Origin of the sequence: Pseudomonas sp. 008 (assembly GCF_016861935.1) — a bacterium.
Lineage (GTDB): Bacteria > Pseudomonadota > Gammaproteobacteria > Pseudomonadales > Pseudomonadaceae > Aquipseudomonas.
Genome location: NZ_BOMA01000006.1, coordinates 275,904 through 299,421, shown reverse-complemented (window position 1 = coordinate 299,421; position 23,518 = coordinate 275,904). Strand labels below are relative to the sequence as shown.

Sequence of the window (23,518 nt, the reverse complement as noted above, 5' to 3'; positions counted from 1 at the left end):
TTCAAGAACCCAACCACAAGAAGTCGCCATGAGCCGTTATCGCCCTCCCCGCACCGCCGGCACAGCGCTGATCACCCCCGAAGGTGAAGCGCGGATGCGCGCCGAGTTTCATGAGCTCTGGCATGTGCGCCGACCGCAAGTGACGCAATCGGTCAGCGAGGCGGCGGCCCAAGGCGATCGTTCGGAAAACGCCGAATACACCTACGGCAAAAAGATGCTGCGCGAGATCGATAGCCGTGTGCGCTTCCTCACCAAACGGTTGGAAGCGCTCAAGGTGGTCAGTGAAAAGCCCAGCGATCCGAACAAGGTCTACTTTGGCGCCTGGGTCACGATCGAAGACGAGGACGGCAAAGAGTCGCGCTATCGCATCGTCGGCCCGGATGAACTGGACCTGAAGCTAGGCCTGATCAGCATCGACTCACCGCTGGCCCGCGCCTTGATCGGCAAGGCACTGGACGCCGAAGTGCGAGTGCAGACACCAACCGGTGAGCAGTGCGTGTATATCGTGGCAATCGACTATTTTTGAGCCACGGCGCTCTAAGCCGTAGAGCCCTGAGCCTCAGCAGCGGGCAATCAGCCCTTGGCGCGCGACGCGGGTCAGTTGCCTGATCACTTCAGGCGCGTCCTCGGCGCTGGGTGCCTGAATCACCGCCAGATCGAAACTGTCAGTCGCGAAGCGCTCCAGCGACTCGCCATCTTCGACAAACTGGATCAGGAATGCTGCCGGACCGCCGGTGCGACGTGGCCAGCCATCGAGGTAACGCAACAGCGTCGGCTGATGTTTACCGCCAAGCAGGATTTTTGGATTGCGTTGGGTGAGATGTGCCGTGATCGGCGCGGGGCGTACAACGGGGTTCAATGCATTCATTGTGTCGTGTCTCTGCCTCAAAAGTCTGCATGGCAGGTGAGAGGCAACACCGAACCAGCGCTTTAGCGGTATTTCGAAGCCTGTTTCAAGCTTCTATCGGCAACTGAATGAGTCACCTGGCGCCCCGCAAGTAGCTGTTTAAATCGGCGCATGAGCAGCATCCTAGAGAAGCTGACCGGACAGTGTCAAGAATCGCCAGCAACAAAAAAGGCCCGCACAGTGCATCACACTGTGCGGGCCTTTTCGTTGAGTCAGAGCGGTCAGTCGGCGATGGCGCGGTCGACCGAGAGCTTGCCTGCGCCTTCGATCAGCACTGCGAGGCTGCCACCGAGCAAGGCCAGGGCGAATTCATAACCGTTGTTGGCCATGAACAGACCGTTGCTGATGTGCACCGAGAAAATCGCAACCAGCGAGAGGAAGGTCAGCCCCAACGCCGCCGGACGTGCCAGCAGGCCGATGATCAGCGCCAGACCGCCGAAGAATTCAGTACCACCAGCCAGGATTGCCATCAGGTGACCGGGCGCCAATCCAATGCTTTCCATGTACTGCGCGGTGCCGGCAATGCCGTAGCCGCCGAATGCCCCGAAGAGTTTCTGTGAGCCGTGGGCCGCGAAGATGATGCCGACGAAAATCCGCAGAATCGTCAGGCCGTAGCCAGCGCGGGTAGACAGTACCTTGTTGATCAGTGTGCTCATGCTGTGTCATCCATTGTGAGAGTGTGTTGGTTGGTCGCCATATTAATCGGTTTATCTCATGTTAAAAGCGCAAAAAACGCACCATAACAATCAGATTAGCCGATCATTTACGTAAGGCAACTTTCTGCCCCTGAGGCTCCAACGATTCCCGCTCCCGATCGAACGCCAGGTAATACTTGTTCACGCTATTAACATAGCTGACAGCCCCCATTCCCACCTGCTCCATGGCGATGCGCTCAACCTGGAAAAACCACTGATTAGGATTCAGGCCGCGGCGCCGAGCCTCGGCCCGCATGCCCTGGACCCGCTCCGGCCCCATGTTGTAGGCCGCCAGCACGAACGCCATGCGCTCGCGCTCGTTGAGTTTGGGGCTGGCAAAGAATTTGCGGCGGATCATCGCCAAGTACTTGGCACCGGCCTGTACATTGGCATCGAGACTCTGAATGTCACTGACGCCAACCCGTTGGGCGGCCGATGGTGTTATTTGCATCAGGCCGGTGGGGCCGCCTCCACTTCTGGCGGTGGGTTGCAGCGCCGATTCCTTGAAGGCCAGCGCTGCCAGGTTCAGCCAGTCCATGTCCTGGGCTTGCGCGTGTTTTTGCAGCACCGGTCGAAGTTTTTCCAGGCGCTGACGATCGGCCTTGGCCAAGGGGTAGTGCACTTGATACAGGCGCCGGTAGATCCGCAGGAACGCCGCATCCTGGTCCGACGGTTGCTTGTAGGTGGTCAAGAAACGGTCGATGCTCGCCCGCAGCATCGAGGCGTCGCGACGCACGAACCAGTATTCCTCGCCCGGCTCATTGATGAGCACCTGTCGATCGAAGCGCAACTTGGGCAGGATCTTGCCCCAGCGCTCGGCGATCGGTTGCTCGACGATGGTTAGATGGAAGATCCCGCCCTGGACCATTTCCAGTACGTCCTCGACGGCCAGGCTTGGGTCGACCCACTCGATCTTCACCGGGGGCAGTTTGTGCAGCGCGAGCTTCTGATTGATCTGGCTGACCGCATCCCCGGCAGCACTGCCGGTGGGCAGCGCGAGGGTTTTACCCGAGAGTTGTTCGAGGTGGGTGTAACGCCTTTCGCCTTTGATCCCCACCAGCAGCAACGGCACGTTGCTGGCAATCGGCTCACTGGTGCTGACCGCGTGCCCCGATTGCGGATCAAGCAATTCCCCCGGTGCGACTAGATCACCCTCCCCACGCTGCAACGCGCCGAGCAGTTGATCCTTGGCTTTAGGAATGATCTTGAGGGTGATTTCCTGGCCATCACGGGCGTGGCCATTAAGGTATTGCTCGAAAGCCCGCAGGCGGTGGTATTCGACGCCGATGGCCTGGCCCTGGATTTCGCCGGAGCTGTTGCGGCTCTGGTTGACCAGCACCCGCAGCACACGACTGCTGCGAATCTCCGCCAGGTCACGGACCTTGGCTGCCGGTACGGCTTGCAACGGCCCGGCCAGACGCGCAACCGCCGGCATCGGCAGCAGCAACGAACAACACAGCAGTAACAAAACCGAGGGACGTGTCATCCACTCTCCGGAAAGAATACTGGCCAACCTCATGAGTGATTTCATGACATCGGGCAACAGAAACAGAGCGCTTGAAGCGCTGATAAAGTGCGAGAGAGTGGCACAGTGATGGCAAATCTACCAACCCCGACCTGCCTCGCGGCCTCAACAGACAGCTTTAACTCGTTGTAGTTCTTGGTTTTTCTTATAAATCTACAGCTCTGATATGCTTTCCGGCCTTTGGTCCGAGGTAGCACCATGCAACTCATCGATATCGGCGTCAACCTGACCAACCCCAGTTTTGCCGACAAACACCAGGCTGTACTCGACCGTGCCTACGCTGCCGGGGTCTGCCAACTGGTGCTTACCGGGACCAGCGTCGAGGGCAGCGAACAGGCGCTGGAACTGTGCCGGCAATTGGACGAAAGCGCTCAGCGACTGTTCGCTACGGCCGGAATTCACCCGCATTCAGCCAGCGACTGGAACGCCGACAGCGCCCAGCGTCTGCGCAGTTTGCTCAAGGAGCCGAACGTAGTGGCCGTGGGTGAATGCGGCCTCGATTTCAATCGTGACTTCTCACCCCGCCCGCAGCAGGAAAAAGTCCTCGAAGAACATCTGGCAATGGCGGTCGAACTGCAACTACCGGTGTTCCTGCATGAACGTGACGCCAGCCAACGATTGCTGGAGATCCTGCACGATTACCGCGATCAATTGCCGGCCGCCGTGGTGCACTGCTTCACCGGTGAAAAGAAGGCGCTGTTCAGTTATCTCGATCTGGACTTGCACATCGGCATCACTGGCTGGATCTGCGACGAACGCCGGGGCACGCACCTGCATCCGTTGGTCAAGGAGATTAAACGCGGGCGCTTGATGCTGGAGAGCGACGCGCCGTATCTGCTGCCCCGCAGCTTGCGTCCCAAGCCGAAAAACGGTCGCAACGAGCCGGCGTATCTGACTGAAGTGTTGCGTGAAGTGGCGTTGCATCGCGGGGAAAGCTTGGAAGATCTCGCCGCCCACAGCACCGCCAGCGCCCGGGCGTTTTTCGGGTTGCCCTCGACCCCTCAATAAACACACATTCCCCTGTGGGAACGAGCCAGTGTGGCGAGGGGGCTTGCCCCCGTTCGGCTGCGTAGCAGTCGTAAATAATTATGTGCGGTGTACCTGATACACCGCGATTGCAGGTTTCGGGGCCGCTTCGCGACCCAACGGGGGCAAGCCCCCTCGCCACACAGGATCGTCCACACATTTAGATATGACGTGCTTGTTGACCTGTATCAACATCTGAATCCCTGAGTAGCGGCACAATAATGGCACCTTGCCAAAACTGTTTCCGCTATCAGAGAAGACCTCCATGGGTGCCTGGCTTAGCAATATCTCGCTGAAATACAAATTCTGGGCGGTCAACGCAGTCGCCTTTGTCACCACCTTGTTGCTGGTGCTGTACGCCGTGCAGCTCGAACAACAGGCCCGCAGTCACGCCGCGCAAGTATCGGCCCAGGCCCAGGCACGATTGCTCAATGCCTGGCCTGTCGGGCAGCCGTTGCCCAAGGCCGACAACCTGCTGACCTTCAATCGTGGGCAGGCGCCTTTACTGAACGGGCAACCGCTGCTTGAGCTGACCGATACCCTCGGTTGGGTCCAGATCAATGCCATGCCGCTGTTCGGGGAAAATCCCTTGATGGGCGCCGAGGTGTTCGCTCGCCCCGACGGTCAACAGGTCGCAGTTGTTGCCTACAGCCCGAGCCTGAGCCAGGTGTTCGGCGAGCGCTTCACTCACTACGCGGTAGCGGTGTTCATCCTGATGCTGGCGATGCTCGGCGCGTCGCAACTGTTGATCCGCTTCCTGCTCAGCCAGCTCAACACCTTGAAAGACGTGATGCTCCACGTCGAGAAAAGCGGCGACCTGTCGGCCCGTGTGCCACTGGCCTGCAAGGACGAAGTCGGGCAGATGGCCAATGCCTTCAATGCCATGCAGGCCGGCTACCAGCGGGTGGTCAACACTGTCGCCAGCACCGCCCGGCAACTGGACGTCGGCGCCGCGCGACTGGCCGCGAGCATGAACGAGGTGCGTCACGGCATGCTCGGCCAGCAAAGCGAAACCGATCAGGCCGCTACGGCGATCAACGAAATGACCGCCACGGTCCATCACATTGCCCAACACGCCGGCGCCACCCGCGACCTCTCGCAAACCGCCGACACCCTGGCTGGCAGCGGTCAGGAAGTGGTGACTCGGGTACAGAAATCGATTGGCGGATTGTCCACTGGCGTGCAGCAAACCGCCGAGATGATTCAGCGCCTGGCCGAGGACAGCCAGAAGATCAACGGCGTGGTCAACGTAATTCACAGCATCGCTGAACAAACCAACCTGCTGGCCCTGAACGCGGCCATCGAAGCGGCCCGGGCCGGTGAGATGGGCCGAGGGTTTGCGGTGGTCGCCGATGAAGTGCGCAACCTGGCCAAACGGGTCCAAACGTCCACCGACGAGATCACCACCATGGTTTCAGCGCTGCAGGCCGGGACTCGGGATGCGGTGGATTTCATGCAGGAAAGTTCGTACAAGGCGGACGACTGCATGCAACAGGCCCAGGAAGCCAGTGTGGCCCTGGCTGAAATCACCGGTGCGGTGGCGCAAATGCGTGAAAGCAATACGCAGATCGCAGTGGCGGCCGAGCAGCAGAGTCATGTGGCGGAGGAGATGAATCGGGCCGTGGTGAGCATTCGCGACGTGACCGAGAACACCGTGAAGCAGACCGTGAACTCGGCGATTACCAGCAATGAATTGGCGATGTTGGCCGGGGAATTGAGCAAGGCCATCGGGCAGCTCAAGCTTTAAGAGCCCGCGAAGGCAGTCAACATGAATATCGACCATGACCCCTATCGCGCCGATAGCCAGCCTTGATTCGCCGACGGCTTTCGCCCGACCTATTCTTTGTTCATGAGCCTCAACGAACCAAGGATAAGCATCATGGGTAAACGTCATCCCAACCTTCCCGCCTGGCAATGGCGCCTGTACCCGCACAATCACCAGCACCCGACCAATCTGGTGTTGCACCTGATTGCCGTGCCGCTGTTCATCGTGGCGTTTTTGCTGATGGTCTCGGGGGTGTTCAGCCTGGATCTGGCGAGCTTCGCAATTGGCGTCATCGGCTTGATTGCCGCCCTGGGCCTGCAGCGTCACGGTCATAGCCTGGAGGCGCAAGCCTCCGAGCCGTTCAGTGATCGCAAAGACGCGGTATCACGCTTGCTGGTCGAGCAGTTCCTGACCTTCCCACGGTTTTTCTTCAGTGGCGGCTGGTGGCGCGCCTGGCGCGAACGCCACCGTCGCCATCGCTGATCAGGCGAAAATCGTGACGGTCTGCCGACTCATGGCGATCAACTGACCGTCTTCGCTCCAGAGATTGGCGGCGGCGTGCCCGTAGCCGTCAGCGGCATGTTCGATGTCCACCAGGTACTTGCACCAGTCCAGCGTACTCAACGCCAGCAACGGCTGGACGAATTCGATGGTCCAGGTAAGTGTGCTGCCTGCCGCCGGTTTCTTCAGATGCGACAACAAGGACGGCGGCCAGGCGTCGACCAGCGCCAGGATATGGGCTTCACTGACCGACTCGCCCTCCCCATCCCCGCGCAAGCGTACCCAACCACCCATGTCCCGCGATTTGTTACCGGTGAACGGCATGCCACCGACACTCCAGCGCATGGCCAGGTAGCGCATGAATTCCGGGGTCACGCCTTTGATGTACGGCAGTTCCTGACAGTCGTCCCAATGCTTCATCTCAGGAGCCGGGTTGGCCGCGACCACCACTTCGGAAGTTCGCGAAGCGCCGAAGCTGCCCTGGACCAACGTCACCACTTGCCCCTTCTGCATCGCCCGGCCCAGCACCTGGCTGACGGCTTTGCCTTCGCGCAATACGTCGACTTCAAAGCTGACCGGTACATCGGGCTCGACCGGGCCGACAAAGGTGATCGCCAGCGAGCGCACCGGACGATCCGCCGGGACTTTTGCGCGCATGGCTTCGTATTGCAAGGCGGCGATCAGCCCCCCAAAACTCGCCCGCCCCTGGCCCCACTCAGGTGGAATAGACACTTCCTGCGGCTGGCTGCGAACAGCGTCGAGCAGATCGGAAAAGCGCATGGGAACCTCAGGGACTGGGAAATGGATGGAGCGATCTTAACCAGCTCGCAAGGCCGGCACAGCGCTTATTCCGGCCAAAATTACTGACAGATGAGCCGTGCTCGGCTGGAACCCACATTGGATTCGTGATGGTTTCAGGATTTGAAGCAAGCTCTGCTGAGTTTGTCGAGAACACGGTCGGCGCGCTCTTCGGCCTGGGCCATGGTGGTTTTCCAGACTTCGACACATGGCTGCAAATCAGGCTCTTCCTCGGCGCGGGCCAGCCATTGCCAGCTGTCGTGCCAATCCCCCAAGGCAGCCTGAGCCGACTTCAGCCTGGGCATGGCCGCTTCCGGCAAACGATCCAGTTCGGGATAAGCTTCGATGCCATAACGCGCACGCTTGATCAGCAGGCGCAGACGATGGCGGTCATGGGCAGGATCGTGCAGGGCCTGGTCGAGTTTCTTCCATTGTTTGGCCAGGCGTTTTTCGATGCGCTGACGCAAGCCCTTGAGCAAACCCTGGCGCTGGGAGGCCCGCAGGAAACGCGGAAAGGCGTCGAGGATCATCAACAACTGCGTCAGCTCCGGGCTCATCGCCACGGCTGGATAAGCCTCAGCCATCCGCGCCATGCGCCGGTGCGCGGCCTCGGGTTGATTGTGCTGGAGCAAGTACGCTGCCAGCACTTCACGATCACGCAACGGTGTGGTCAGTTGGCCGACCCGGGACGACGCTGCTTCCAGTTGTTCGACCCCAGGCAAACCGCGCAAGGGACGAAGCAGGCTGCGCAATCTGCGCACGGTGGTGCGCAGATCGTGCAGCGCTTCCGGATCGGTGCGGGCACTCAAGCGAGCCTGACAGGCCAGCAAACGGACTTCCAGGCCCAGTACTTGAGCCACCAACCGATCAACCACGGCAGACATCGCGTACTCCCTGAATCGAATTACCCTGAGTACGCTCCATCATGCCTCAACGGCCGGCGCGGGACTCACGAATGTAGAAACGTGCCTTCTCGGCCTTTCTGGTACACCCCTCGTACGCTTCGAATTGTTGCTGGGTCTTGGCACCGGTCAGCAACGACAGCGCCTTGGAGTAGCTGACAGTCCCGGCTAAACCCTCGGCCTTGGCCAGATCCAGTTCGTGCCAGGCGGCGTCGAGCTGGCTACCGCAGCTGTCACGGTAAGCGGTTTTACCGGCACAACCGGCAAGCGCCAACGCAATCAAAGGTACACAAATCCAGGCTTTCATTACTCACACCTCAAAGATAATAGACAGTCGTGCAGGTAAGACCGCTCTGGCGCGCGAAAAGTGCCTTGGACCCGCAGTGGAAACTATAGCGCTCGCGAGGATACCTACTCGCCTTCGTTGAGTGTCAAAAAACGACGCCCGCTCCCGTCGAACGACCATAGCGATTGAAGCGAGCCCCTCGTTGGGTGCATTGTTGAACCTTGTCAAAGAGGTCGATTCATGAAAAAGCGTGTCGCACTGGTGTTGGGCTCGGGCGGTGCCCGGGGCTACGCCCATATCGGCGTTATTGAAGAGATCGAACGGCGTGGCTACGACATCGCCTGCATCGCCGGTTGCTCCATGGGCGCGGTGGTCGGCGGGATCTATGCCGCCGGCAAACTCGATGATTATCGCGACTGGATCGAGAGCCTGGATTACCTCGACGTGTTGCGTCTGGTGGATGTCAGCTTCCGCCTGGGCGCGATTCGCGGGGAGAAGGTCTTCGGGCAGATCCGCAAGATCGTCGGCGAGATCAATATCGAAGACCTGCGCATCCCCTATACAGCCGTGGCCACGGACCTCACAAACCAGCAGGAAATCTGGTTCCAGGAAGGCTGCCTGCACCAGGCCATGCGTGCGTCGGCGGCGATCCCCAGCCTGTTCACCCCCGTGATGCAGGGCAATCGAATGCTGGTGGACGGCGGCATCCTCAACCCGTTGCCGATCGTGCCGGTGGTGTCGAGCCATTGCGACCTGATCATCGCGGTCAACCTCAACTCCACCAACCAGCGTCACTATCAACTGCCGGTGATCCAGCGCCCGGCGGCATTCAAGACCCGCTTCGACAGCCTGATCAGCTCGCTGGGCTCGAAATTGCCTTTCCGCCGCAAACAGGCGGAGCAATTGCTGCTTCTCGAAAAGGAAGCGCTGATGGCAGAAGCGGCCGAGATCAACCCGTGGATCGAATCCGCCCAGCCCGAAGCCCAGCAACCGGCCGCAGCCCCGGAAAGCGACGGCGCACCGAAATCCGCCACCGGGTCGTTCATCATCGACAACGTCGGGCCGGCGTCTTTGCTGGACCTGATCAACCAGAGTTTCGAGGTGATGCAAACTTCATTGGCGCAGTACAAGATTGCCGGGTATCCACCGGATATCCTGATCAACGTGCCCAAGCGGGTGTGCCGTTTTTTCGAGTTCTACAAGGCGCCGGAACTGATCGCGCTGGGGCGGGAGATTGCCCGGGATACGCTGGATCGGTATGAGAGTGAGCGCAATGAAGATTGGCGGTAAAGCGTACTGACGATCGTTCCCACGCAGAGCGTGGGAGCGATAAACAGAACTAAAGGCTGACTTCACTCAACAACCGATACCCCACCCCCGCCTCGGTGACGATGAACCGCGGCTGAGTCGGATCATCCGCCAGTTTCTGCCGCAAATGCCCGACTACGATCCGCAGATAGTGACTGTCCTCGGTATGAGTCGGCCCCCAGATGTCCTTGAGCAATTGCTGCTGGGTGATCACCCGCCCCGGATGCCGCGCCAGTTGCGCCAGCACCGCATACTCCTTGCGCGTCAGCGCCACTTCGGCGCCGTCCAATAGCACCCGGCGATAAGCCAGGTCGACGGTGAGCGGACCGAAACTGAGCGCCGCTTCCTGGGCCTCACCCGTTGGCGCCTGACGCAGCAAGGCGCGCACCCTGGCGAGAAACTCCTGGATGCCGAACGGCTTGGTCACGTAGTCGTTGGCGCCGCCATCCAGAGCCTGGACTTTCTGCCCTTCGCTGGCGCGCACCGAGAGCACCAGTACCGGCACCGTCGACCACTCGCGAAACTCGCGCAATACCTGCTGGCCGTCCATGTCCGGCAGGCCGAGGTCGAGCACCAACAAGTCAGGTTTGTTCAATGCGGCCTGGGCCAGGCCTTCCGTACCGGTGCCGGCCTCCAGCACTTTGTAGCCTTGGGAGGCGAGGCTGATGCGCAGGAACTTACGGATCTGCGGTTCGTCGTCAATGACCAAAATGGTCGCGGTCTGGCTCATGAATTCACATCAACACAAAGAGGTGGCAAGAGAGTAGCGCAGGCGGGATCAGGCTTCACTGTCCAATCCCGGCTGAGTCTGCAACGGCAAGTGCAGCGTGATGCAGGTGCCGCGCCCTTCGATGCCGTCGGCGACGCTGATCCGCCCGCCATGGGCACCGACCATACCCTGACAGATCGCCAGCCCCAACCCCGTACCCTGCCCACCGCGATCACCACGAGCGGCGGTGTAGAACATGTCGAAAATTTTCGCCCGGTCCTCCTCCGGTATCCCCGGTCCCTCATCACTCACCGAAAAAAACAGCTCGCTGTCAGTGGCGCCGGCGCGCAATTCAAGACGTCCGTGGGGCGGAGAAAAACGCGCGGCGTTTTCCAGCACATTGACCAGTGCTTGCTCGATCAACGCAGCATGCACATAGAGCAGCGGCAGTTCGGCCGGCACTTCGGTCACGACGTGCAACGACGCCAGCACCGCGCGCAGACGATTAAGTGCACTGCCGACGATGTCTGCCGGCGATACCCAGTCCCGCGCCAGCTTCAGGGCGCCGTGACCGAGGCGGGTCATGTCCAGCAGGTTTTGGATGTAGCGATCCAGCCGTTCGGCTTCATCGCGGGTGCCTTCGAGCAGTTCGCGACGGTCCGCAAGCGGAATCGCCTCGCCCAGCGCCAACAGGCTGTCGATGCTGCCGCGCATGGAGGTCAACGGCGTGCGCAAATCGTGGGACACCGACGCCAGCAGCGCACTGCGCAACTGTTCGGTTTCGCCATGCAAACGCGCGGCCTCAAGGTCATCGGCCAGTTGCGCCCGGGCCAACGCCTGGGCCAACGGTTGGCTCAGTGCGGTCAGCAAGCGCCGACGCTGGCCGCTCAGGGTCTGGCCTTCTTTGGCACACACGCCGAGCAATGCCAGCGGCCCGTCGTCCACCGACAACGGCCACCACCACCAGCGCCCGAACGGCAAGGTGCCGGTGCCCGCGCCTGCCGGTTGATCGTGTTGCCAGGCCCAATCGGCGGCGGCGCGCTCGGCCTCGGAAAACTCCAGCGGCCCACCGGTTTCAACTTTCCAGCCGCTCTGGCCATCGCGATTGAGCAGGCACAGCTTCAGGTCGCTCCAGCCGTTGAGATGCTGGGCCGCGGCGCTGACCACGGCCTGACGGTCGGTGGCGGCGGTGAGTTTGCGCGACAGGTCGAGCAGTTCACTGGTCTCTTCCTGAGTGTCGCGCAAGGCTTCCAGTTGCCGCCGTTGCCGCGCTGCAAGGTTACCGGTCAGGGCCGCCATCAGCAGGAAGAACAGCAAGGTCAGCACGTCTTCTTCGCGCTGAATACTGAAAGAGAACGTCGGCGGAATGAACAGAAAGTCATAGGTCAGAAACGACAGCGCCGCACAAGCCAGCGCCGGGCCAAGACTGCTGCGCACCGCCACCAGCAACACCGCCGCAAGGAACACCAACGAAATGTTGGGCAGTGGCAAGACGCTCGACACCGCCCAGGCCAGGGCACTGGCGAGCACCGTCGCCACCAGCGCCAACGCGTAGTCGAACCACACCAGCGACTGCGCCGAACGCTGACGTGGCTGATGCTGTTCTTGATCGCTGTCGAGCACGTTGATTTCCAGCCCGCGAGCATCGCGCAACAAACGCGACGCCAGGCCGCCGCCGAACAAGCGTCGACGCAAACGCTGGCGTGACTGGCCCACCAGCACCAGGCTGGCACGACGTTCAGCGGCGTGCTGGATCAGGGTTTTCGCCACCTCACCGGCGCGCAGCAACACCACTTCGCCACCGAGGCGTTCGGCCAGTTGCTGGGCGCTTTGCAGGCGCAGGCGCGACTGTTCGTCACGCACCCGGCCGTTGTCCACATGCACCAGGCTCCATGGCAGATGCCGCCGCTGGGCGACGCGACTGGCGTGACGCACCAGACGCTCGGCCTGCGCATCGCCATCGACGCCCACCAGCAAGCGACCGCGCACCGCTGGCGCCGCTTGCCCTAACTGGCGATACCCCTGCGCCAGATCGTTATCGACCTGAGCGGCGGCGGTTTGCATCGCCAGTTCGCGCAGGGCGGTGAGGTTGGTCTGGGTGAAGAACGCATCGATGGCCGCCCGCGCCTGCTCCGGCACGTAGACTTTGCCGTCGCGCAGACGCTCCAGCAACTCACGCGGCGGCAGGTCGATCAGCAGCAGTTCGTAGGCTTCTTGCAACACCCAGTCCGGCAGGGTTTCACGCACCTGTACACCAGTGATGCCGCGCACCTGGTCGTTGAGGCTTTCCAGATGCTGGACGTTGACCGTGGTGAACACGTCGATGCCGGCAGCCAGTAATTCCTGGATGTCTTGCCAGCGTTTGGTGTGACGGCTGCCGGGGGCATTGGTGTGGGCCAGTTCGTCGACCAGCACCAGTTTCGGTTTGGCGGCGAGCAAGCCATCGAGGTCCATTTCTTCGAGCATTACGCCACGGTATTCCGAGCGCACCAACGGCTGCTGCGGTAAACCGGCGAGGAGTGCTTCGGTTTCGGCGCGGCCATGGGTTTCGACCACCCCGGCCAGGACCTTCACGCCCTGGCGCAGTTGAGTGTGGGCAGCCTGGAGCATGGCGTAGGTCTTGCCGACCCCCGGAGCGGCGCCAAGGAACACCTTGAGCCGGCCGCGGCCATCGCGGGGCAGGTCTGCTAACAGCGCATCGGCGCGGCCGGAGTCACTCATGCTTGAAGTTCTCTCTTATGCTGATGTTGATGCAGTGACTGTCAGGGCCTCTTCGCGGCGCCACCGATTTACAGCTTTTCCAGCGCCAGGTTCAACTCAAGCACATTCACCACCGGCGGCCCCACCAACGGCTGTTCGATGTGCGCATTCAACAATTGCTCAAGCGTAGACACCGGCAGATTGCGCGCCGCTGCGACACGCGCCAGTTGATAGGCAATCGCGGCCGGTGGCAAGTGCGGATCGAGGCCGCTGCCGGAGGTGGTCAGCAGCGCCAACGGCACCGGCCCCTGCCCGGCCACCTGCAGTTTATTGGCCTCCTCGATCACCCGAGTGGCCAGCGCCGGATTACTCGGTGAAAGGTTGCTGGCGCTGCTCGACACGGTGGCAAAGGCACCGGCCGATGGCCGTGGGTGGAACCAGGCGTCGCCGACAAAATCCTGGGCAATCAGCGACGAGCCGCGGATCTTGCCGTCGGCGTCGCGCACCAGGCTGCCATTGGCCTGGTCCGGGAAGGCAACCTGGGCAACGCCGGTCACCACCAAGGGGTAGGCGACGCCGGTGATCAGGGTCATCAGCACCAGCAGGCTCAGGGCCGGACGTATCAGTGTGGACATTTCAAAATCCTCGATTCGATAAAAAACTCAGGTCTGGATGCTACTGCTCAGGCAATAGTGCTTCTTGTGGTGAGGGGGCTTGCCCCCGTTGGGTTGCGCAGCAGCCCCAATGCGGCAACCGCGAGCTGTCTGGCCCAACGAGTTGGCTGGTTTCAGGACTGCTACGCAGTCCAACGGGGGCAAGCCCCCTCACCACAAAAGCTCCCTCGCCACAAAAAGCCCCTGCCTCAAACAACAACCGCTAAACCAGATGCAACGCCGTCAACAGCATGTCGATCGCCTTGATGCCCACGAACGGCACCAGAATCCCGCCCAGTCCATAGATCAGCAGATTGCGTCGCAACAACGCCGCCGCACTCGCCGCCTGCACCCGCACACCGCGCAGCGCCAGTGGAATCAGCACCACAATGATCAGGGCGTTGAACACGATCGCCGACAGAATCGCGCTCTGCGGACTGCTCAGGTGCATGACGTTGAGCACACCCAATTGCGGGTAGATCGAGGCGAACAGCGCCGGCAGGATCGCGAAGTACTTGGCCACGTCGTTGGCGATGGAAAAGGTAGTCAGCGCACCACGGGTCACCAACAATTCCTTGCCGATCTGCACCACGTCCAACAGCTTGGTCGGGTCGCTGTCGAGGTCGACCATGTTCGCCGCCTCCCGCGCCGCCTGCGTGCCATCGTTCATCGCCATGCCCACGTCCGCCTGAGCCAGGGCCGGGGCGTCGTTGGCGCCATCGCCGCACATGGCAACCAGCCGACCGTCGTTCTGCTCATGGCGAATGCGCGCCAGTTTCTTCTCCGGCGTGGCTTCGGCCAGTACGTCATCCACGCCCGCTTCGGCAGCAATCGCGGCGGCGGTCAGTGGGTTGTCGCCGGTAACCATGACCGTGCGAATCCCCAGTTTGCGCAGTTCGGCGAAACGTTCGCGGATGCCGGGTTTGACCACGTCCTTCAGATGAATCACACCGAGCAATTTGCCGTCGGCGCACACCAGCAGAGGCGTACCACCGCTCTGGGCGATCTTGTCGATTTCCCGGGACAGGGCGGGAGCCAGATCAGCGCGTTTCAGACCGACGAAATTCAGCAGCGAATCCACCGCGCCCTTGCGATAGACCCGGCCCTGATAGTCGACACCGGACAGGCGGGTTTCAGCGCTGAACGGCACGGCGGTCAGTACTTCGGGGGACGGTTCGGGGTGCGAGTGAAGACCGCGCAGGTACTCGACGATGGATTTGCCTTCAGCGGTGTCATCGGCCAGAGAGGCGAACAACGCGCCTTCGGCCAGCTCCTTGGCGCTGACGCCTGGTGCGGCATAAACCGCGCTGCAGCGACGGTTGCCGAAGGTGATGGTGCCGGTCTTGTCCAGCAGCAGGACGTGCACGTCCCCCGCCGCTTCCACGGCACGACCGGATTTGGCGATCACGTTCAGGCGCACCAGACGGTCCATCCCGGCGATACCGATGGCCGACAGCAAGCCACCAATGGTGGTCGGAATCAGCGTGACCAACAGCGCCACGAGGAACACCAGCGGCAGGTTACCGTTGGCGAAGTGGGCGAACGGTTGCAGGGTCACCACCACCAGCAGGAAGATCAGGGTCAGGCCGATCAGCAGGATATCCAGCGCCACTTCGTTCGGGGTTTTCTGGCGTTTGGCGCCTTCGACCAGCGCGATCATTCGATCGAGGGTCGACTCACCGGGGTTGGCGGTGATGCGCACCAGCAGCCAGTCCGACACCAGTCGAGTGTTGCCGGTGACGGCCGAACGGTCGCCACCGGATTCGCGAATCACCGGTGCCGACTCACCGGTAATCGCCGCTTCGTTGACCGCCGCGATGCCTTCAATCACCTCGCCGTCGCCGGGAATCATCTCCCCCGCTTCGACGCGCACCACGTCGCCCTTGCGCAGGCTACTGGCGGGCACTACCTGAAAGCTGCCATTGGCATTTTTGCGCCGGGCGCTCAAGCCAACACTGCCGGCCTTGAGACTGTCGGCGCGGGCCTTGCCGCGACCTTCGGCCAACGCTTCGGCGAAGTTGGCGAACAGTACGGTGAACCACAGCCACAACGCGATTTGCGCGGCGACGAAAGTCGGCACGGCGCTGTCGGGAATGAAGCACAGCACGGTGGTGAGAATGGCGGTCAGTTCCACCACCAGCATCACTGGCGCACGCTGCAATTGCCGAGGGTCGAGCTTGACGAAGGCTTGCACCAGCGCCGGGCGCCAAAGGGCCGAGATCGCGGTTTTCGGTTGTTCCGGCGCCTTGACGACGGCGGCTTTAGTTGCGGGCATATTCATCATCGATTCCCCTTAGAAGCCCAGGCTCAGGTGTTCAGCGATAGGACCCAGCGCCAGCGTCGGCAGGAAGGTCAAACCACCCACCAGCAAAATGGTCACGGTCAGCAAGGTCACGAACAGCGGGCCATGGGTCGGGAAGCTGTTCTGGCCGATCGGCGCGGTTTTCTTCATCGCCAGGCTGCCGGCCAGGGCCAGCACCGGAAGGATGTAACCGAAGCGCCCGATCAACATGCCCAGCCCCAGCATCAGGTTGTGGAACGCGGTGTTGGCACCGAAGCCGCCGAAGGCAGAACCGTTGTTGGCACTGGCCGAGGTGTAGGCATAAAGCAACTGACTGAAACCATGAGCACCGGGGTTGCTCACCGCTGCCACCGGGCCTGGCAGGCTGGCGGCAATCGCGCCGAGCACCAGCACGCCCACCGGCATCACCAGCAAGGTCACCACCAGCAGCTGAACTTCCCGGGCTTGCAGTTTCTTGCCGAGGTATTCCGGCGTGCGGCCGATCATCAGCCCGGCGAGGAACACCGCGATCAACACGTTGAGCAACATGCCGTAGAGCCCGGCACCGACGCCGCCGAAGATCACTTCGCCGACCATCATGTTGACCATCGCGACCATGCCACTCAGCGGGTTGAGGCTGTCGTGCATGCCGTTGACCGAACCGTTGGACGCTGCGGTAGTGGTCACCGACCACAGCACGGTGGCGGTGGTGCCGAAACGCGCTTCCTTGCCTTCCAGCGGCGCGGTCTGTTCGACGGCGACGTTGGCCAAGGTCGGATTGGGTTGGTATTCAGCCCACAGCGAAGTCGCGCCGCCGATCAAAAACAGCGCCAGCATGCAGGCGATAATCGCGCGGCTCTGACGCAGGTCTTTCACGTAATGGCCGAAGGTGAACACCAGCGCCACCGGGATCAGAATGATCGAGGCGACTTCGAACAGGTTGCTCCAGGCCGTCGGGTTCTCGAACGGGTGCGCCGAGTTGACGCCGAAGAAGCCACCGCCGTTGGTGCCCAGTTGCTTGATCGCAATCTGGCTGGCGGCCGGGCCGAGCGGGATCACCTGATCGACGCCCTGCATCGTCACGGCATTCACGTATTGCGCGAAGGTTTGTGGCACGCCCTGCCACACCAGGTACAGCGCCAGCAGCAAGCACAGAGGCAGCAGGCCGTAGAGGGTGGCGCGAGTCATGTCGACCCAGAAGTTACCGAGGGTTTTGGTCGACTTGCGACCAATGCCGCGACACAGTGCAACCAGAACCGCCAGACCGGTGGCGGCGCTGACGAAGTTCTGCACGGTGAGGCCAACCATCTGGCTCAAGTAGCTCAGGGACGCTTCGCCACTGTAGGACTGCCAGTTGGTATTGGTCATGAAGCTGACGGCGGTGTTGAACGCCAACGTCCATTCCTGGCCCGGCAAGTTTTGCGGGTTCAGTGGCAAGTGATCCTGGAACATCAGGATCGCGAACAACAGCAAAAAGCCCGCGAGGTTGAAGGCGAGCAAGGCCAGGGTGTATTTCTGCCAACTCTGTTCGGCCTGCGGATCGACGCCGGCCACCCGATAGCAGCCACGCTCCACCGGGCCGAGAATCGGCGAAAGCCAGGTACGCTGCCCTTCCATCACCTTGTAGTAGAAGCGCCCCAGAAACGGTGCCGGAATCAGCACCACGGCGAAGAAGGCGAGGATCAGCCAATAGTCATAACTGTGCATAGCCGCTCCTAGTTCCGGTCCGCGCGCAACAGCGCAACCAACAGATAAATGAACAGCCCCACTGCCAATAGCAGTGACACTCCGTCCAGAACGCTCATGGAAGTTCTCCGTGTTACGGCGTATTGCCGCGTGTGGAGTGATTGTCGGCAGGGAGGCTGTAAAGGAGCGAGATCGAGGGGTGTGGCGGGGCATAAAGAATGTGTAAAGAGTGGGTTTATGCCGGGGTTGCTGTGGTGTCCGGGCTTGCTCGCGAAGGCGGCAGCACTGACGACACGGCCATGGCCGCCGAAGAAGCCAAGGATCCGAAACGCACGATTCCCAAGGCCTACATCAGCGGCATCCTGACCCTGGTGCTGCTGGCGATGGGCGTGATGTTCTTTGCCGGGGGTGTCGGCGACTGGCGCACCCTGTCGAACATCAACGATCCGCTGCCGCAAGCGATGAAAGCCGTGGTTGGCGAAAGCTCCGGCTGGTTGCACATGCTGGTGGGGATCGGCCTGTTCGGCCTGGTGGCGAGTTTCCACGGGATCATCCTCGGCTACTCGCGGCAGTTCTTCGCCCTCGCCCGGGCCGGTTACCTGCCGGCATCGCTGGCCAAACTGTCGCGCTTCCAGACCCCGCACCGGGCAATCATCGCCGGTGGCGTGATCGGCATCGCGGCGATCTACAGTGACGGCTTGATCAACCTCGGCGGCATGACGCTGACGGCGGCAATGATCACCATGGCGGTATTCGGTGCGATCGTGATGTACATCATGAGCATGCTCAGCCTGTTCAAACTGCGCAAAACCGAACCGAACCTGGAACGCACTTTCCGCGCGCCTTGCTACCCGTTGCTGCCATTCATTGCGCTGGTGTTGGCGGTGGTTTGCCTGGTGGCGATGGCCTGGTTCAACACCTTGATCGGGTTGATCTTCCTCGGCTTCATGGCAGTGGGTTTCGTGTACTTCATGCTGACCGCGCAACTGCGTGCCGATGCACCGGCGGATGCGATGTTGACCGGGCTCTAAACAGCCGCAGTGCAGCTGTCGGATCAGGCATAGAATGGAACCACTGCGAAATTCCATCGCTCAAAAGTGGTATGCAGGATCGGTTGGCGAAATCCTTGTCCACCGGTCTGCCCTTAAGGAGAACTCCTATGCCCTGGTATGCCTGGTTGATTCTGATCGTTGCCATCGGCTCGATCGTTGGCGGTTTGATGATGCTGCGCGACACCGCCAACAAGGTCGAATTGACTGAAGAGCAACGCAAGCGCGTCGCCGAACGCAATGCGGAAGCGGATGCCAAGGATGCGCAGGACCGCTGACCGCAATTGTGGCGAGGGGGCTTGTCGGATCGCCGCACCGCCCCGTTGGGTCGCGAAGCGGCCCTAAAACATTTACGACTGCTTCGCAGCCGGACGGGGGCAAGCCCCCTCGCCACAAAAGCCCCTCACTTTTCCCAATCGGCCTTGGCGATGTGCAATCCGTGCTGTCCTTTATAAGCCGCACGCTCCGGCTGGCTCCAGCCCTCAAGCAACGAATCCTCCAACCGGTAAATCTCCACTCCCAGCGGGCGGCACACACTCAACGGATCCTGCGCATCCGGCCCCCACATGGCCAGCGACAGATCGCCACCCGGGCAGGTCGACAGCGCACACAAAAGATCAATCTCGGCAAAGAACTCCAGATAGTCGCCCTTCTGCGCCGGGCAGGCTTTCATGAAATACAGGTCGTCGTGGTTCAGGCCGGTGCACTGGAAAATGTTCAACACGTCATGCACATCGAACTCGGTCAGGCCATGGGGCAATACGGCGCGAGTCAGGTTGGAGTGGCAGTGATGATGGAAGTCTTCGCCGGTAAGCATTTTGTTCACGTAAGGATCGCAGCGCGTTCCCAGCAAATCGTGCAAACGCCCGCCGTGTTCGTCGATGCCATAACCGGCCAGGCTGTCGTCGGTAATGGTCACCAGCGGCCGTAAAAATGGCAGGTTCGACCAGAGCCGGTCATGGGTGCTGACATGGGCGCCCTGCAACTGCCGGGTTCGCGCCGCCCACAAGCGCTCGCGTGGATCGTGGGCATTCCAGACGTTGAAATCCCCGACTTGCGGGCCGACCGGGGTCGTGACCCTGAACACGTGCCCGGCCGGCACATTCCACGCCCGACCGGTGCGGATCGGCACTTCGAACTGCTCGATCAGCGTGCGCCGCTCTTTCTGGTCGCGGATCCGTTCGTAGAAGGCTGTGTCCACCTGCAAGGCCGAGCCTTTGCTGACTTGATAGGCCGCCGGATAGTCTTTGTACATGGCACAAAATCCTCGATCAGTGATGGGAAGAAGGGGCAAGCATCTGCAACAGGAGGTGTTCGGAATCGTCGAGATAAAGGCTCATGGCGTCCGCAGCCGCGCGCTTGTCGCCGTCGGCCAGCAACTCATGTATCTGCCGGTCACGCGCCAGCCAGGGCGCCTGAAAACGTGATTCATCGGGAGCGGTGCAAAACACCAGGCGCAGTTGCGCGACGACGTTGGTGAAGAACTCATCGAACAACGGACTGCGCAGCAATCCGACGATGTGTTGATGAAAGGCCAGGCTGTGGGTGCCGACGGCGCGCCAGTCCTCACGCTCCCGGGCCAGTTCGGTGGCCTCCAGGGCTTCGAGCATCCGGTCGGACTGATACTCACGCAATGGCTGGCTGGCGCTGATGGCTTGCAGTTCCAGGGTGCGCCGAACCTTGAACAGATCGCGCACATCATCGGCCCCCAGCCTGCGCACCATCACGCCCTTGTTGCGGACATAGCGGGTCAGCCCTTCCTGCCCCAGACGGTGCAACGCCTCGCGAATGGTGTTGCGCGAGGCGTTGTAAGCCGACACCAGATCGTTTTCCACCAGCGCCATGCCGGGCAGCAAACGACCGCCGATGATGTCAGCGCGCAATTCCAATGTGATGTGGTCGGCCAGGGACAGTCCGCTGCTCATACTCAACGCCTCGTGATTGTTCAACAATCGTCTGCGAATGAGTAATCACTATTCGTGCCATCACCTGCCTGTCGTGAACTAGTCCTCCCAGTATTTGAACAATACGCTGGCGTTCACACCGCCGAATCCGAAACCGTTGGACATCGCGTAGTCGATGTTCATTGGTCGCGCCTGACCGTGAACGATGTCCACGCCTTCGGTAGCCGGATCCGGGTTATCGAAGTTGAGCGTGGCCGGCACCACCTGATCGCGCAGCGCCAACAGGGTAAAGATCGCCTCGACCCCGCCTGCGGCGCCGAGCAGATGCCCGGTGGCGGATTTGGTCGACGTCACCGCGATCTTGTTGTCCGAGCCGAACAGCGACTTGATGGCCGCCAGCTCTCCCAAATCGCCAACCGGTGTCGAGGTGGCGTGCGCGTTGAGATGCTGCACCTGTGCCGGCGAAATGCCCGCCTGAGCCAACGCCAGCGACATCGCCCGACGCGCACCGCTGCCATCCTCCGGCCCCGCAGTCAGGTGATAAGCATCGGCGCTGGTGCCGTAACCGACCAGCTCGGCCAATGGTTGAGCGCCGCGTGCCAGGGCATGTTCCAGGGATTCGATCACCAGCAGGCCCGAACCCTCGCCCATCACGAAGCCATCACGCCCACTGTCGAACGGCCGCGAGGCGCGCTCCGGGGTGTCGTTGTAACCGCCGGACAAGGCCCGAGCCGCCGCAAATCCGGCGAGACTGACCCGATCGATCGCCGCCTCCGCGCCGCCACACACCGCAATATCCGCCTCACCGCAGCGAATCAGCCGAGCCGCGTCACCAATCGCCTGAACCCCGGCCGCGCACGCTGTTACCGGAGCCCCCAAAGGGCCCTTGAAGCCGTGCTGGATCGACACATGGCCTGCGGCGAGGTTGACCAAAAACGAAGGAATGGTGAACGGCGACAACCGTCGCGGACCACGGCTGTCGGTGGTGCGCACCGCATCGGCAATCGCGCCGAAACCACCCACGCCCGAGCCGATAATGGTGGCCGTGCGCTCCTGGGCATTGGCGTCGAGCGCTTGCCAACCGGCCTGCTCCACTGCCTGACGCGCCGCCTCCATGGCGAACACAATGAAACGGTCCATCTTCTTCTGCTCTTTGGGCGGCGTCGCCCGATCCGGGTCAAAACCCGCCTCGGCATCTTCCGCCAGAGTCGGCACCACGCCACCGACCTTGGCCGGCAAATCGGCAACCACCTCGTCCGGCAACGCCCGCACCCCGGAGCGTCCAGCCAACATACGCGCCCAAACCGCTTCGACGCCGCTCCCCAACGGACACACCAGGCCCATGCCCGTGACTACCACCCGACGATTACTCATAGCGCAAATACCTCAGTCGATTCATGGCGCCTCACTTGTAACGCGCGGCGGCCGTGCTTCTGGACAGATTCGGCGCCATCGCATGACGCGCCGCCACAAAGGATTCCCACTCCGAGAGATTCGGCAAGGAAGGAATGGTGATGAGCTCCCCCTGATCCAGACCCGACAACGCCGCGTCGACCATCTCTCCCGCTTCCATGATCATGTCCTCCGGAATCTGGGACGCATCAATACCGGAACGCTCCAAAATCTCGGTGCGTGTCACTCCCGGCAATACCGCTTGCACCTGAACCCCGGTGCCTTGCAGCTCAGTATTCAACGACTGAGTCAGGCTCAATACATAAGCCTTGCTCGCGCTGTACGTCGCGTTGAACCGCTCAGGAAACAACGCCACTACCGACGCAATATTGATAATCGTCCCACGACCGGCCTTGGTAAAACCGGCTGCCGCCGCCGAAGCCAACCGCGTCACCGTGGTGACGTTCAACTGAATCAAGCGTTCCATCTGATCCATGTCGGCGTTGGCCAACAAACCATCCGCCGCGATACCGGCGTTGTTCAACAATAGGCTGATGCTTGAATCGCTGCGCAGACGCTGCTCAATCTTCAATACATCATCCTTTTGCGTCAGATCCGCCTTGAGCACCTCCACCTGAACACCATGCTCCGCGCGCAATTTGCTCGCGGCAGCCTCCAGCCGTTCCTGATCACGGGCGACCAGCAATAAATCAAAACCACGCGCCGCCAACCGTTGCGCGTAAACCGCACCGATGCCGGAAGAAGCGCCGGTGACAAGGGCCGTACCTTGGGCCTGGACAGAATTCATGACAGTGCTCCTGGGAGGATGCTTAAGGGAAGACGAATGCTTCAGCGAACGACGGATTTATTATAGGCATAATTTTATCGCCATATGATAGCCGTAATTTTTTGCATCCCGATAAAAGGTGCCAGATAACCCTCTGCAGTAATAAGCAAAAAAGGCCGGTCAATGACCGGCCTCCTGGTGTGGATTTATAAGCTTAGTTCACTTCCAGCTTGTCGCGATTCTTGTCCAGAATGGCTTTGCCGATACCCTTCACTTCCAGCAGTTCGTCTACCGACGAAAATGGCCCATTACTCTCACGATAAGCAACAATCGCCTTGGCCTTCGCCTCACCGATCCCGGTCAACTCCCGTTGCAGGGTTGGCGCATCGGCCCCATTCAGATCGACCTTATTGGTTTGAGGCTTGGCGGCAGCGTCCAGCACCAAGGGTGCCTTGGCAGCCTCTGGCGTAGCCGTCGGCGCAGCGATTGCCGCAATAGAGGCGCTGGTGAGCAGGGCAAAAACCAGAGAGTAGAAATAGCCAGTACGCATAAATGAAGCTCCATGACATCGATTGGAAGAAGCAGCTTTTCCGAAGCTGCCTCCCAAACTTAGGCGATGTGATGGAGCTGTCAAAAGTGTGTCC

Annotated in this window: 23 protein-coding genes and 1 pseudogene; 7 read left to right on the top strand and 17 right to left on the bottom strand. The window is 61.2% G+C overall.

Annotated features, from left to right (window positions below; translation table 11 throughout):
- The first annotated feature begins 28 nt into the window (after positions 1 to 28).
- Positions 29 to 526: a transcription elongation factor GreB gene (gene greB, locus JUI81_RS15055; protein ID WP_018929803.1), complete on the top strand. Its 498-nt coding sequence runs from the start codon at positions 29 to 31 to the stop codon at positions 524 to 526.
- Between the two features lie 33 nt (positions 527 to 559).
- Here the strand turns inward: greB and JUI81_RS15050 are convergent, their stop codons facing one another.
- From JUI81_RS15050 to JUI81_RS15040, 3 genes are all read right to left on the bottom strand, one after another.
- Positions 560 to 868 (bottom strand): hypothetical protein, encoded by a 309-nt coding sequence (locus tag JUI81_RS15050; protein ID WP_007939981.1) that lies wholly within the window; start codon positions 866 to 868, stop codon positions 560 to 562.
- A gap of 260 nt (positions 869 to 1,128) precedes the next feature.
- Positions 1,129 to 1,563: a DoxX family protein gene (locus JUI81_RS15045; protein ID WP_018929804.1), complete on the bottom strand. Its 435-nt coding sequence runs from the start codon at positions 1,561 to 1,563 to the stop codon at positions 1,129 to 1,131.
- 103 nt (positions 1,564 to 1,666) lie between these two features.
- The gene (locus JUI81_RS15040; RefSeq protein ID WP_204124598.1) at positions 1,667 to 3,088 is read right to left on the bottom strand and encodes a transglycosylase SLT domain-containing protein; all 1,422 of its coding nucleotides are present in this window, start codon (positions 3,086 to 3,088) and stop codon (positions 1,667 to 1,669) included.
- Positions 3,089 to 3,325: 237 nt separating this feature from the next.
- Here JUI81_RS15040 and JUI81_RS15035 point away from each other — a divergent pair, with 237 nt between their 5' ends.
- The 3 genes from JUI81_RS15035 (at position 3,326) to JUI81_RS15025 (ending at position 6,401) form a co-directional block, all read left to right on the top strand.
- Positions 3,326 to 4,135, top strand: a complete 810-nt coding sequence (locus JUI81_RS15035) for a TatD family hydrolase (RefSeq protein ID WP_204124597.1) — start codon at positions 3,326 to 3,328, stop codon at positions 4,133 to 4,135.
- A 283-nt stretch (positions 4,136 to 4,418) separates the two neighbouring features.
- Positions 4,419 to 5,900 carry a methyl-accepting chemotaxis protein gene (locus tag JUI81_RS15030; RefSeq protein WP_204124596.1) on the top strand — a complete coding sequence of 494 codons (1,482 nt, stop codon included), beginning with the start codon at positions 4,419 to 4,421 and terminating at the stop codon, positions 5,898 to 5,900.
- Between the two features lie 132 nt (positions 5,901 to 6,032).
- A complete protein-coding gene (locus JUI81_RS15025) occupies positions 6,033 to 6,401 on the top strand; it encodes an Mpo1-like protein (RefSeq protein ID WP_019582554.1) in 369 nt (122 codons plus the stop codon).
- Here JUI81_RS15025 and JUI81_RS15020 read toward each other — a convergent pair whose 3' ends face one another.
- The 3 genes from JUI81_RS15020 to JUI81_RS15010 all read right to left on the bottom strand — a co-directional run bounded on the left by JUI81_RS15020 (position 6,402) and on the right by JUI81_RS15010 (position 8,426).
- Entirely contained in the window at positions 6,402 to 7,199 is a 798-nt protein-coding gene (locus JUI81_RS15020) for an acyl-CoA thioesterase II (RefSeq protein WP_019582555.1), read from the bottom strand.
- Between the two features lie 134 nt (positions 7,200 to 7,333).
- The gene (locus tag JUI81_RS15015) at positions 7,334 to 8,101 is read right to left on the bottom strand and encodes a CHAD domain-containing protein (RefSeq protein ID WP_028939004.1); all 768 of its coding nucleotides are present in this window, start codon (positions 8,099 to 8,101) and stop codon (positions 7,334 to 7,336) included.
- 46 nt (positions 8,102 to 8,147) lie between these two features.
- The gene (locus JUI81_RS15010) at positions 8,148 to 8,426 is read right to left on the bottom strand and encodes a hypothetical protein (protein WP_018929811.1); all 279 of its coding nucleotides are present in this window, start codon (positions 8,424 to 8,426) and stop codon (positions 8,148 to 8,150) included.
- Positions 8,427 to 8,645: 219 nt separating this feature from the next.
- Here JUI81_RS15010 and JUI81_RS15005 point away from each other — a divergent pair, with 219 nt between their 5' ends.
- On the top strand, positions 8,646 to 9,695 hold the full coding sequence (locus JUI81_RS15005; RefSeq protein WP_018929812.1) for a patatin-like phospholipase family protein: 1,050 nt from the start codon (positions 8,646 to 8,648) through the stop codon (positions 9,693 to 9,695).
- Positions 9,696 to 9,744: 49 nt separating this feature from the next.
- On the opposite strand, the gene JUI81_RS15000 is transcribed toward JUI81_RS15005, so the two are convergent.
- From JUI81_RS15000 to kdpF, 6 genes are all read right to left on the bottom strand, one after another.
- Positions 9,745 to 10,443 (bottom strand): response regulator, encoded by a 699-nt coding sequence (locus tag JUI81_RS15000; protein WP_019582557.1) that lies wholly within the window; start codon positions 10,441 to 10,443, stop codon positions 9,745 to 9,747.
- Between the two features lie 48 nt (positions 10,444 to 10,491).
- Positions 10,492 to 13,143, bottom strand: a complete 2,652-nt coding sequence (locus JUI81_RS14995; RefSeq protein ID WP_019582558.1) for a sensor histidine kinase KdpD — start codon at positions 13,141 to 13,143, stop codon at positions 10,492 to 10,494.
- Positions 13,144 to 13,211: 68 nt separating this feature from the next.
- Positions 13,212 to 13,757 carry a potassium-transporting ATPase subunit KdpC gene (gene kdpC / locus JUI81_RS14990; protein ID WP_204124595.1) on the bottom strand — a complete coding sequence of 182 codons (546 nt, stop codon included), beginning with the start codon at positions 13,755 to 13,757 and terminating at the stop codon, positions 13,212 to 13,214.
- Between the two features lie 241 nt (positions 13,758 to 13,998).
- On the bottom strand, positions 13,999 to 16,056 hold the full coding sequence (gene kdpB, locus JUI81_RS14985) for a potassium-transporting ATPase subunit KdpB (RefSeq protein ID WP_028939001.1): 2,058 nt from the start codon (positions 16,054 to 16,056) through the stop codon (positions 13,999 to 14,001).
- A gap of 12 nt (positions 16,057 to 16,068) precedes the next feature.
- A complete protein-coding gene (kdpA, locus tag JUI81_RS14980; RefSeq protein WP_204124594.1) occupies positions 16,069 to 17,763 on the bottom strand; it encodes a potassium-transporting ATPase subunit KdpA in 1,695 nt (564 codons plus the stop codon).
- An 8-nt stretch (positions 17,764 to 17,771) separates the two neighbouring features.
- Positions 17,772 to 17,861 carry a K(+)-transporting ATPase subunit F gene (kdpF, locus tag JUI81_RS14975; RefSeq protein ID WP_007899818.1) on the bottom strand — a complete coding sequence of 30 codons (90 nt, stop codon included), beginning with the start codon at positions 17,859 to 17,861 and terminating at the stop codon, positions 17,772 to 17,774.
- Positions 17,862 to 18,029: 168 nt separating this feature from the next.
- On the opposite strand from kdpF, the pseudogene JUI81_RS14970 reads away from it, so the two are divergent.
- A pseudogene (locus JUI81_RS14970) lies at positions 18,030 to 18,773 on the top strand (amino acid permease); the annotation flags it as partial.
- A 128-nt stretch (positions 18,774 to 18,901) separates the two neighbouring features.
- Positions 18,902 to 19,069, top strand: a complete 168-nt coding sequence (locus JUI81_RS14965) for a DUF2897 family protein (protein ID WP_008006000.1) — start codon at positions 18,902 to 18,904, stop codon at positions 19,067 to 19,069.
- Between the two features lie 125 nt (positions 19,070 to 19,194).
- On the opposite strand, the gene JUI81_RS14960 is transcribed toward JUI81_RS14965, so the two are convergent.
- The 5 genes from JUI81_RS14960 to JUI81_RS14940 all read right to left on the bottom strand — a co-directional run bounded on the left by JUI81_RS14960 (position 19,195) and on the right by JUI81_RS14940 (position 23,424).
- Positions 19,195 to 20,046: a DUF1989 domain-containing protein gene (locus JUI81_RS14960; RefSeq protein ID WP_204124593.1), complete on the bottom strand. Its 852-nt coding sequence runs from the start codon at positions 20,044 to 20,046 to the stop codon at positions 19,195 to 19,197.
- A 16-nt stretch (positions 20,047 to 20,062) separates the two neighbouring features.
- Complete coding sequence (locus JUI81_RS14955; protein WP_028938999.1) at positions 20,063 to 20,716, bottom strand: GntR family transcriptional regulator; 654 nt, start codon at positions 20,714 to 20,716, stop codon at positions 20,063 to 20,065.
- A 78-nt stretch (positions 20,717 to 20,794) separates the two neighbouring features.
- A complete protein-coding gene (gene fabF, locus JUI81_RS14950) occupies positions 20,795 to 22,069 on the bottom strand; it encodes a beta-ketoacyl-ACP synthase II (protein WP_204124592.1) in 1,275 nt (424 codons plus the stop codon).
- Positions 22,070 to 22,100: 31 nt separating this feature from the next.
- Positions 22,101 to 22,895, bottom strand: a complete 795-nt coding sequence (locus JUI81_RS14945; RefSeq protein ID WP_204124591.1) for an SDR family oxidoreductase — start codon at positions 22,893 to 22,895, stop codon at positions 22,101 to 22,103.
- Positions 22,896 to 23,088: 193 nt separating this feature from the next.
- The gene (locus tag JUI81_RS14940) at positions 23,089 to 23,424 is read right to left on the bottom strand and encodes a helix-hairpin-helix domain-containing protein (protein WP_204124590.1); all 336 of its coding nucleotides are present in this window, start codon (positions 23,422 to 23,424) and stop codon (positions 23,089 to 23,091) included.
- Between the last annotated feature and the right edge of the window lie 94 nt (positions 23,425 to 23,518).

Bases quoted from the DNA above. Each gene is read 5' to 3' on its own strand.
- greB (WP_018929803.1), top strand. From the start codon at position 29: ATGAGCCGTTATCGCCCTCCCCGCACCGCCGGCACAGCGCTGATCACC.
- JUI81_RS15050 (WP_007939981.1), bottom strand. From the start codon at position 868: ATGAATGCATTGAACCCCGTTGTACGCCCCGCGCCGATCACGGCACAT.
- JUI81_RS15045 (WP_018929804.1), bottom strand. From the start codon at position 1,563: ATGAGCACACTGATCAACAAGGTACTGTCTACCCGCGCTGGCTACGGC.
- JUI81_RS15040 (WP_204124598.1), bottom strand. From the start codon at position 3,088: ATGACACGTCCCTCGGTTTTGTTACTGCTGTGTTGTTCGTTGCTGCTG.
- JUI81_RS15035 (WP_204124597.1), top strand. From the start codon at position 3,326: ATGCAACTCATCGATATCGGCGTCAACCTGACCAACCCCAGTTTTGCC.
- JUI81_RS15030 (WP_204124596.1), top strand. From the start codon at position 4,419: ATGGGTGCCTGGCTTAGCAATATCTCGCTGAAATACAAATTCTGGGCG.
- JUI81_RS15025 (WP_019582554.1), top strand. From the start codon at position 6,033: ATGGGTAAACGTCATCCCAACCTTCCCGCCTGGCAATGGCGCCTGTAC.
- JUI81_RS15020 (WP_019582555.1), bottom strand. From the start codon at position 7,199: ATGCGCTTTTCCGATCTGCTCGACGCTGTTCGCAGCCAGCCGCAGGAA.
- JUI81_RS15015 (WP_028939004.1), bottom strand. From the start codon at position 8,101: ATGTCTGCCGTGGTTGATCGGTTGGTGGCTCAAGTACTGGGCCTGGAA.
- JUI81_RS15010 (WP_018929811.1), bottom strand. From the start codon at position 8,426: ATGAAAGCCTGGATTTGTGTACCTTTGATTGCGTTGGCGCTTGCCGGT.
- JUI81_RS15005 (WP_018929812.1), top strand. From the start codon at position 8,646: ATGAAAAAGCGTGTCGCACTGGTGTTGGGCTCGGGCGGTGCCCGGGGC.
- JUI81_RS15000 (WP_019582557.1), bottom strand. From the start codon at position 10,443: ATGAGCCAGACCGCGACCATTTTGGTCATTGACGACGAACCGCAGATC.
- JUI81_RS14995 (WP_019582558.1), bottom strand. From the start codon at position 13,143: ATGAGTGACTCCGGCCGCGCCGATGCGCTGTTAGCAGACCTGCCCCGC.
- kdpC (WP_204124595.1), bottom strand. From the start codon at position 13,757: ATGTCCACACTGATACGTCCGGCCCTGAGCCTGCTGGTGCTGATGACC.
- kdpB (WP_028939001.1), bottom strand. From the start codon at position 16,056: ATGAATATGCCCGCAACTAAAGCCGCCGTCGTCAAGGCGCCGGAACAA.
- kdpA (WP_204124594.1), bottom strand. From the start codon at position 17,763: ATGCACAGTTATGACTATTGGCTGATCCTCGCCTTCTTCGCCGTGGTG.
- kdpF (WP_007899818.1), bottom strand. From the start codon at position 17,861: ATGAGCGTTCTGGACGGAGTGTCACTGCTATTGGCAGTGGGGCTGTTC.
- JUI81_RS14965 (WP_008006000.1), top strand. From the start codon at position 18,902: ATGCCCTGGTATGCCTGGTTGATTCTGATCGTTGCCATCGGCTCGATC.
- JUI81_RS14960 (WP_204124593.1), bottom strand. From the start codon at position 20,046: ATGTACAAAGACTATCCGGCGGCCTATCAAGTCAGCAAAGGCTCGGCC.
- JUI81_RS14955 (WP_028938999.1), bottom strand. From the start codon at position 20,716: ATGAGCAGCGGACTGTCCCTGGCCGACCACATCACATTGGAATTGCGC.
- fabF (WP_204124592.1), bottom strand. From the start codon at position 22,069: ATGAGTAATCGTCGGGTGGTAGTCACGGGCATGGGCCTGGTGTGTCCG.
- JUI81_RS14945 (WP_204124591.1), bottom strand. From the start codon at position 22,895: ATGAATTCTGTCCAGGCCCAAGGTACGGCCCTTGTCACCGGCGCTTCT.
- JUI81_RS14940 (WP_204124590.1), bottom strand. From the start codon at position 23,424: ATGCGTACTGGCTATTTCTACTCTCTGGTTTTTGCCCTGCTCACCAGC.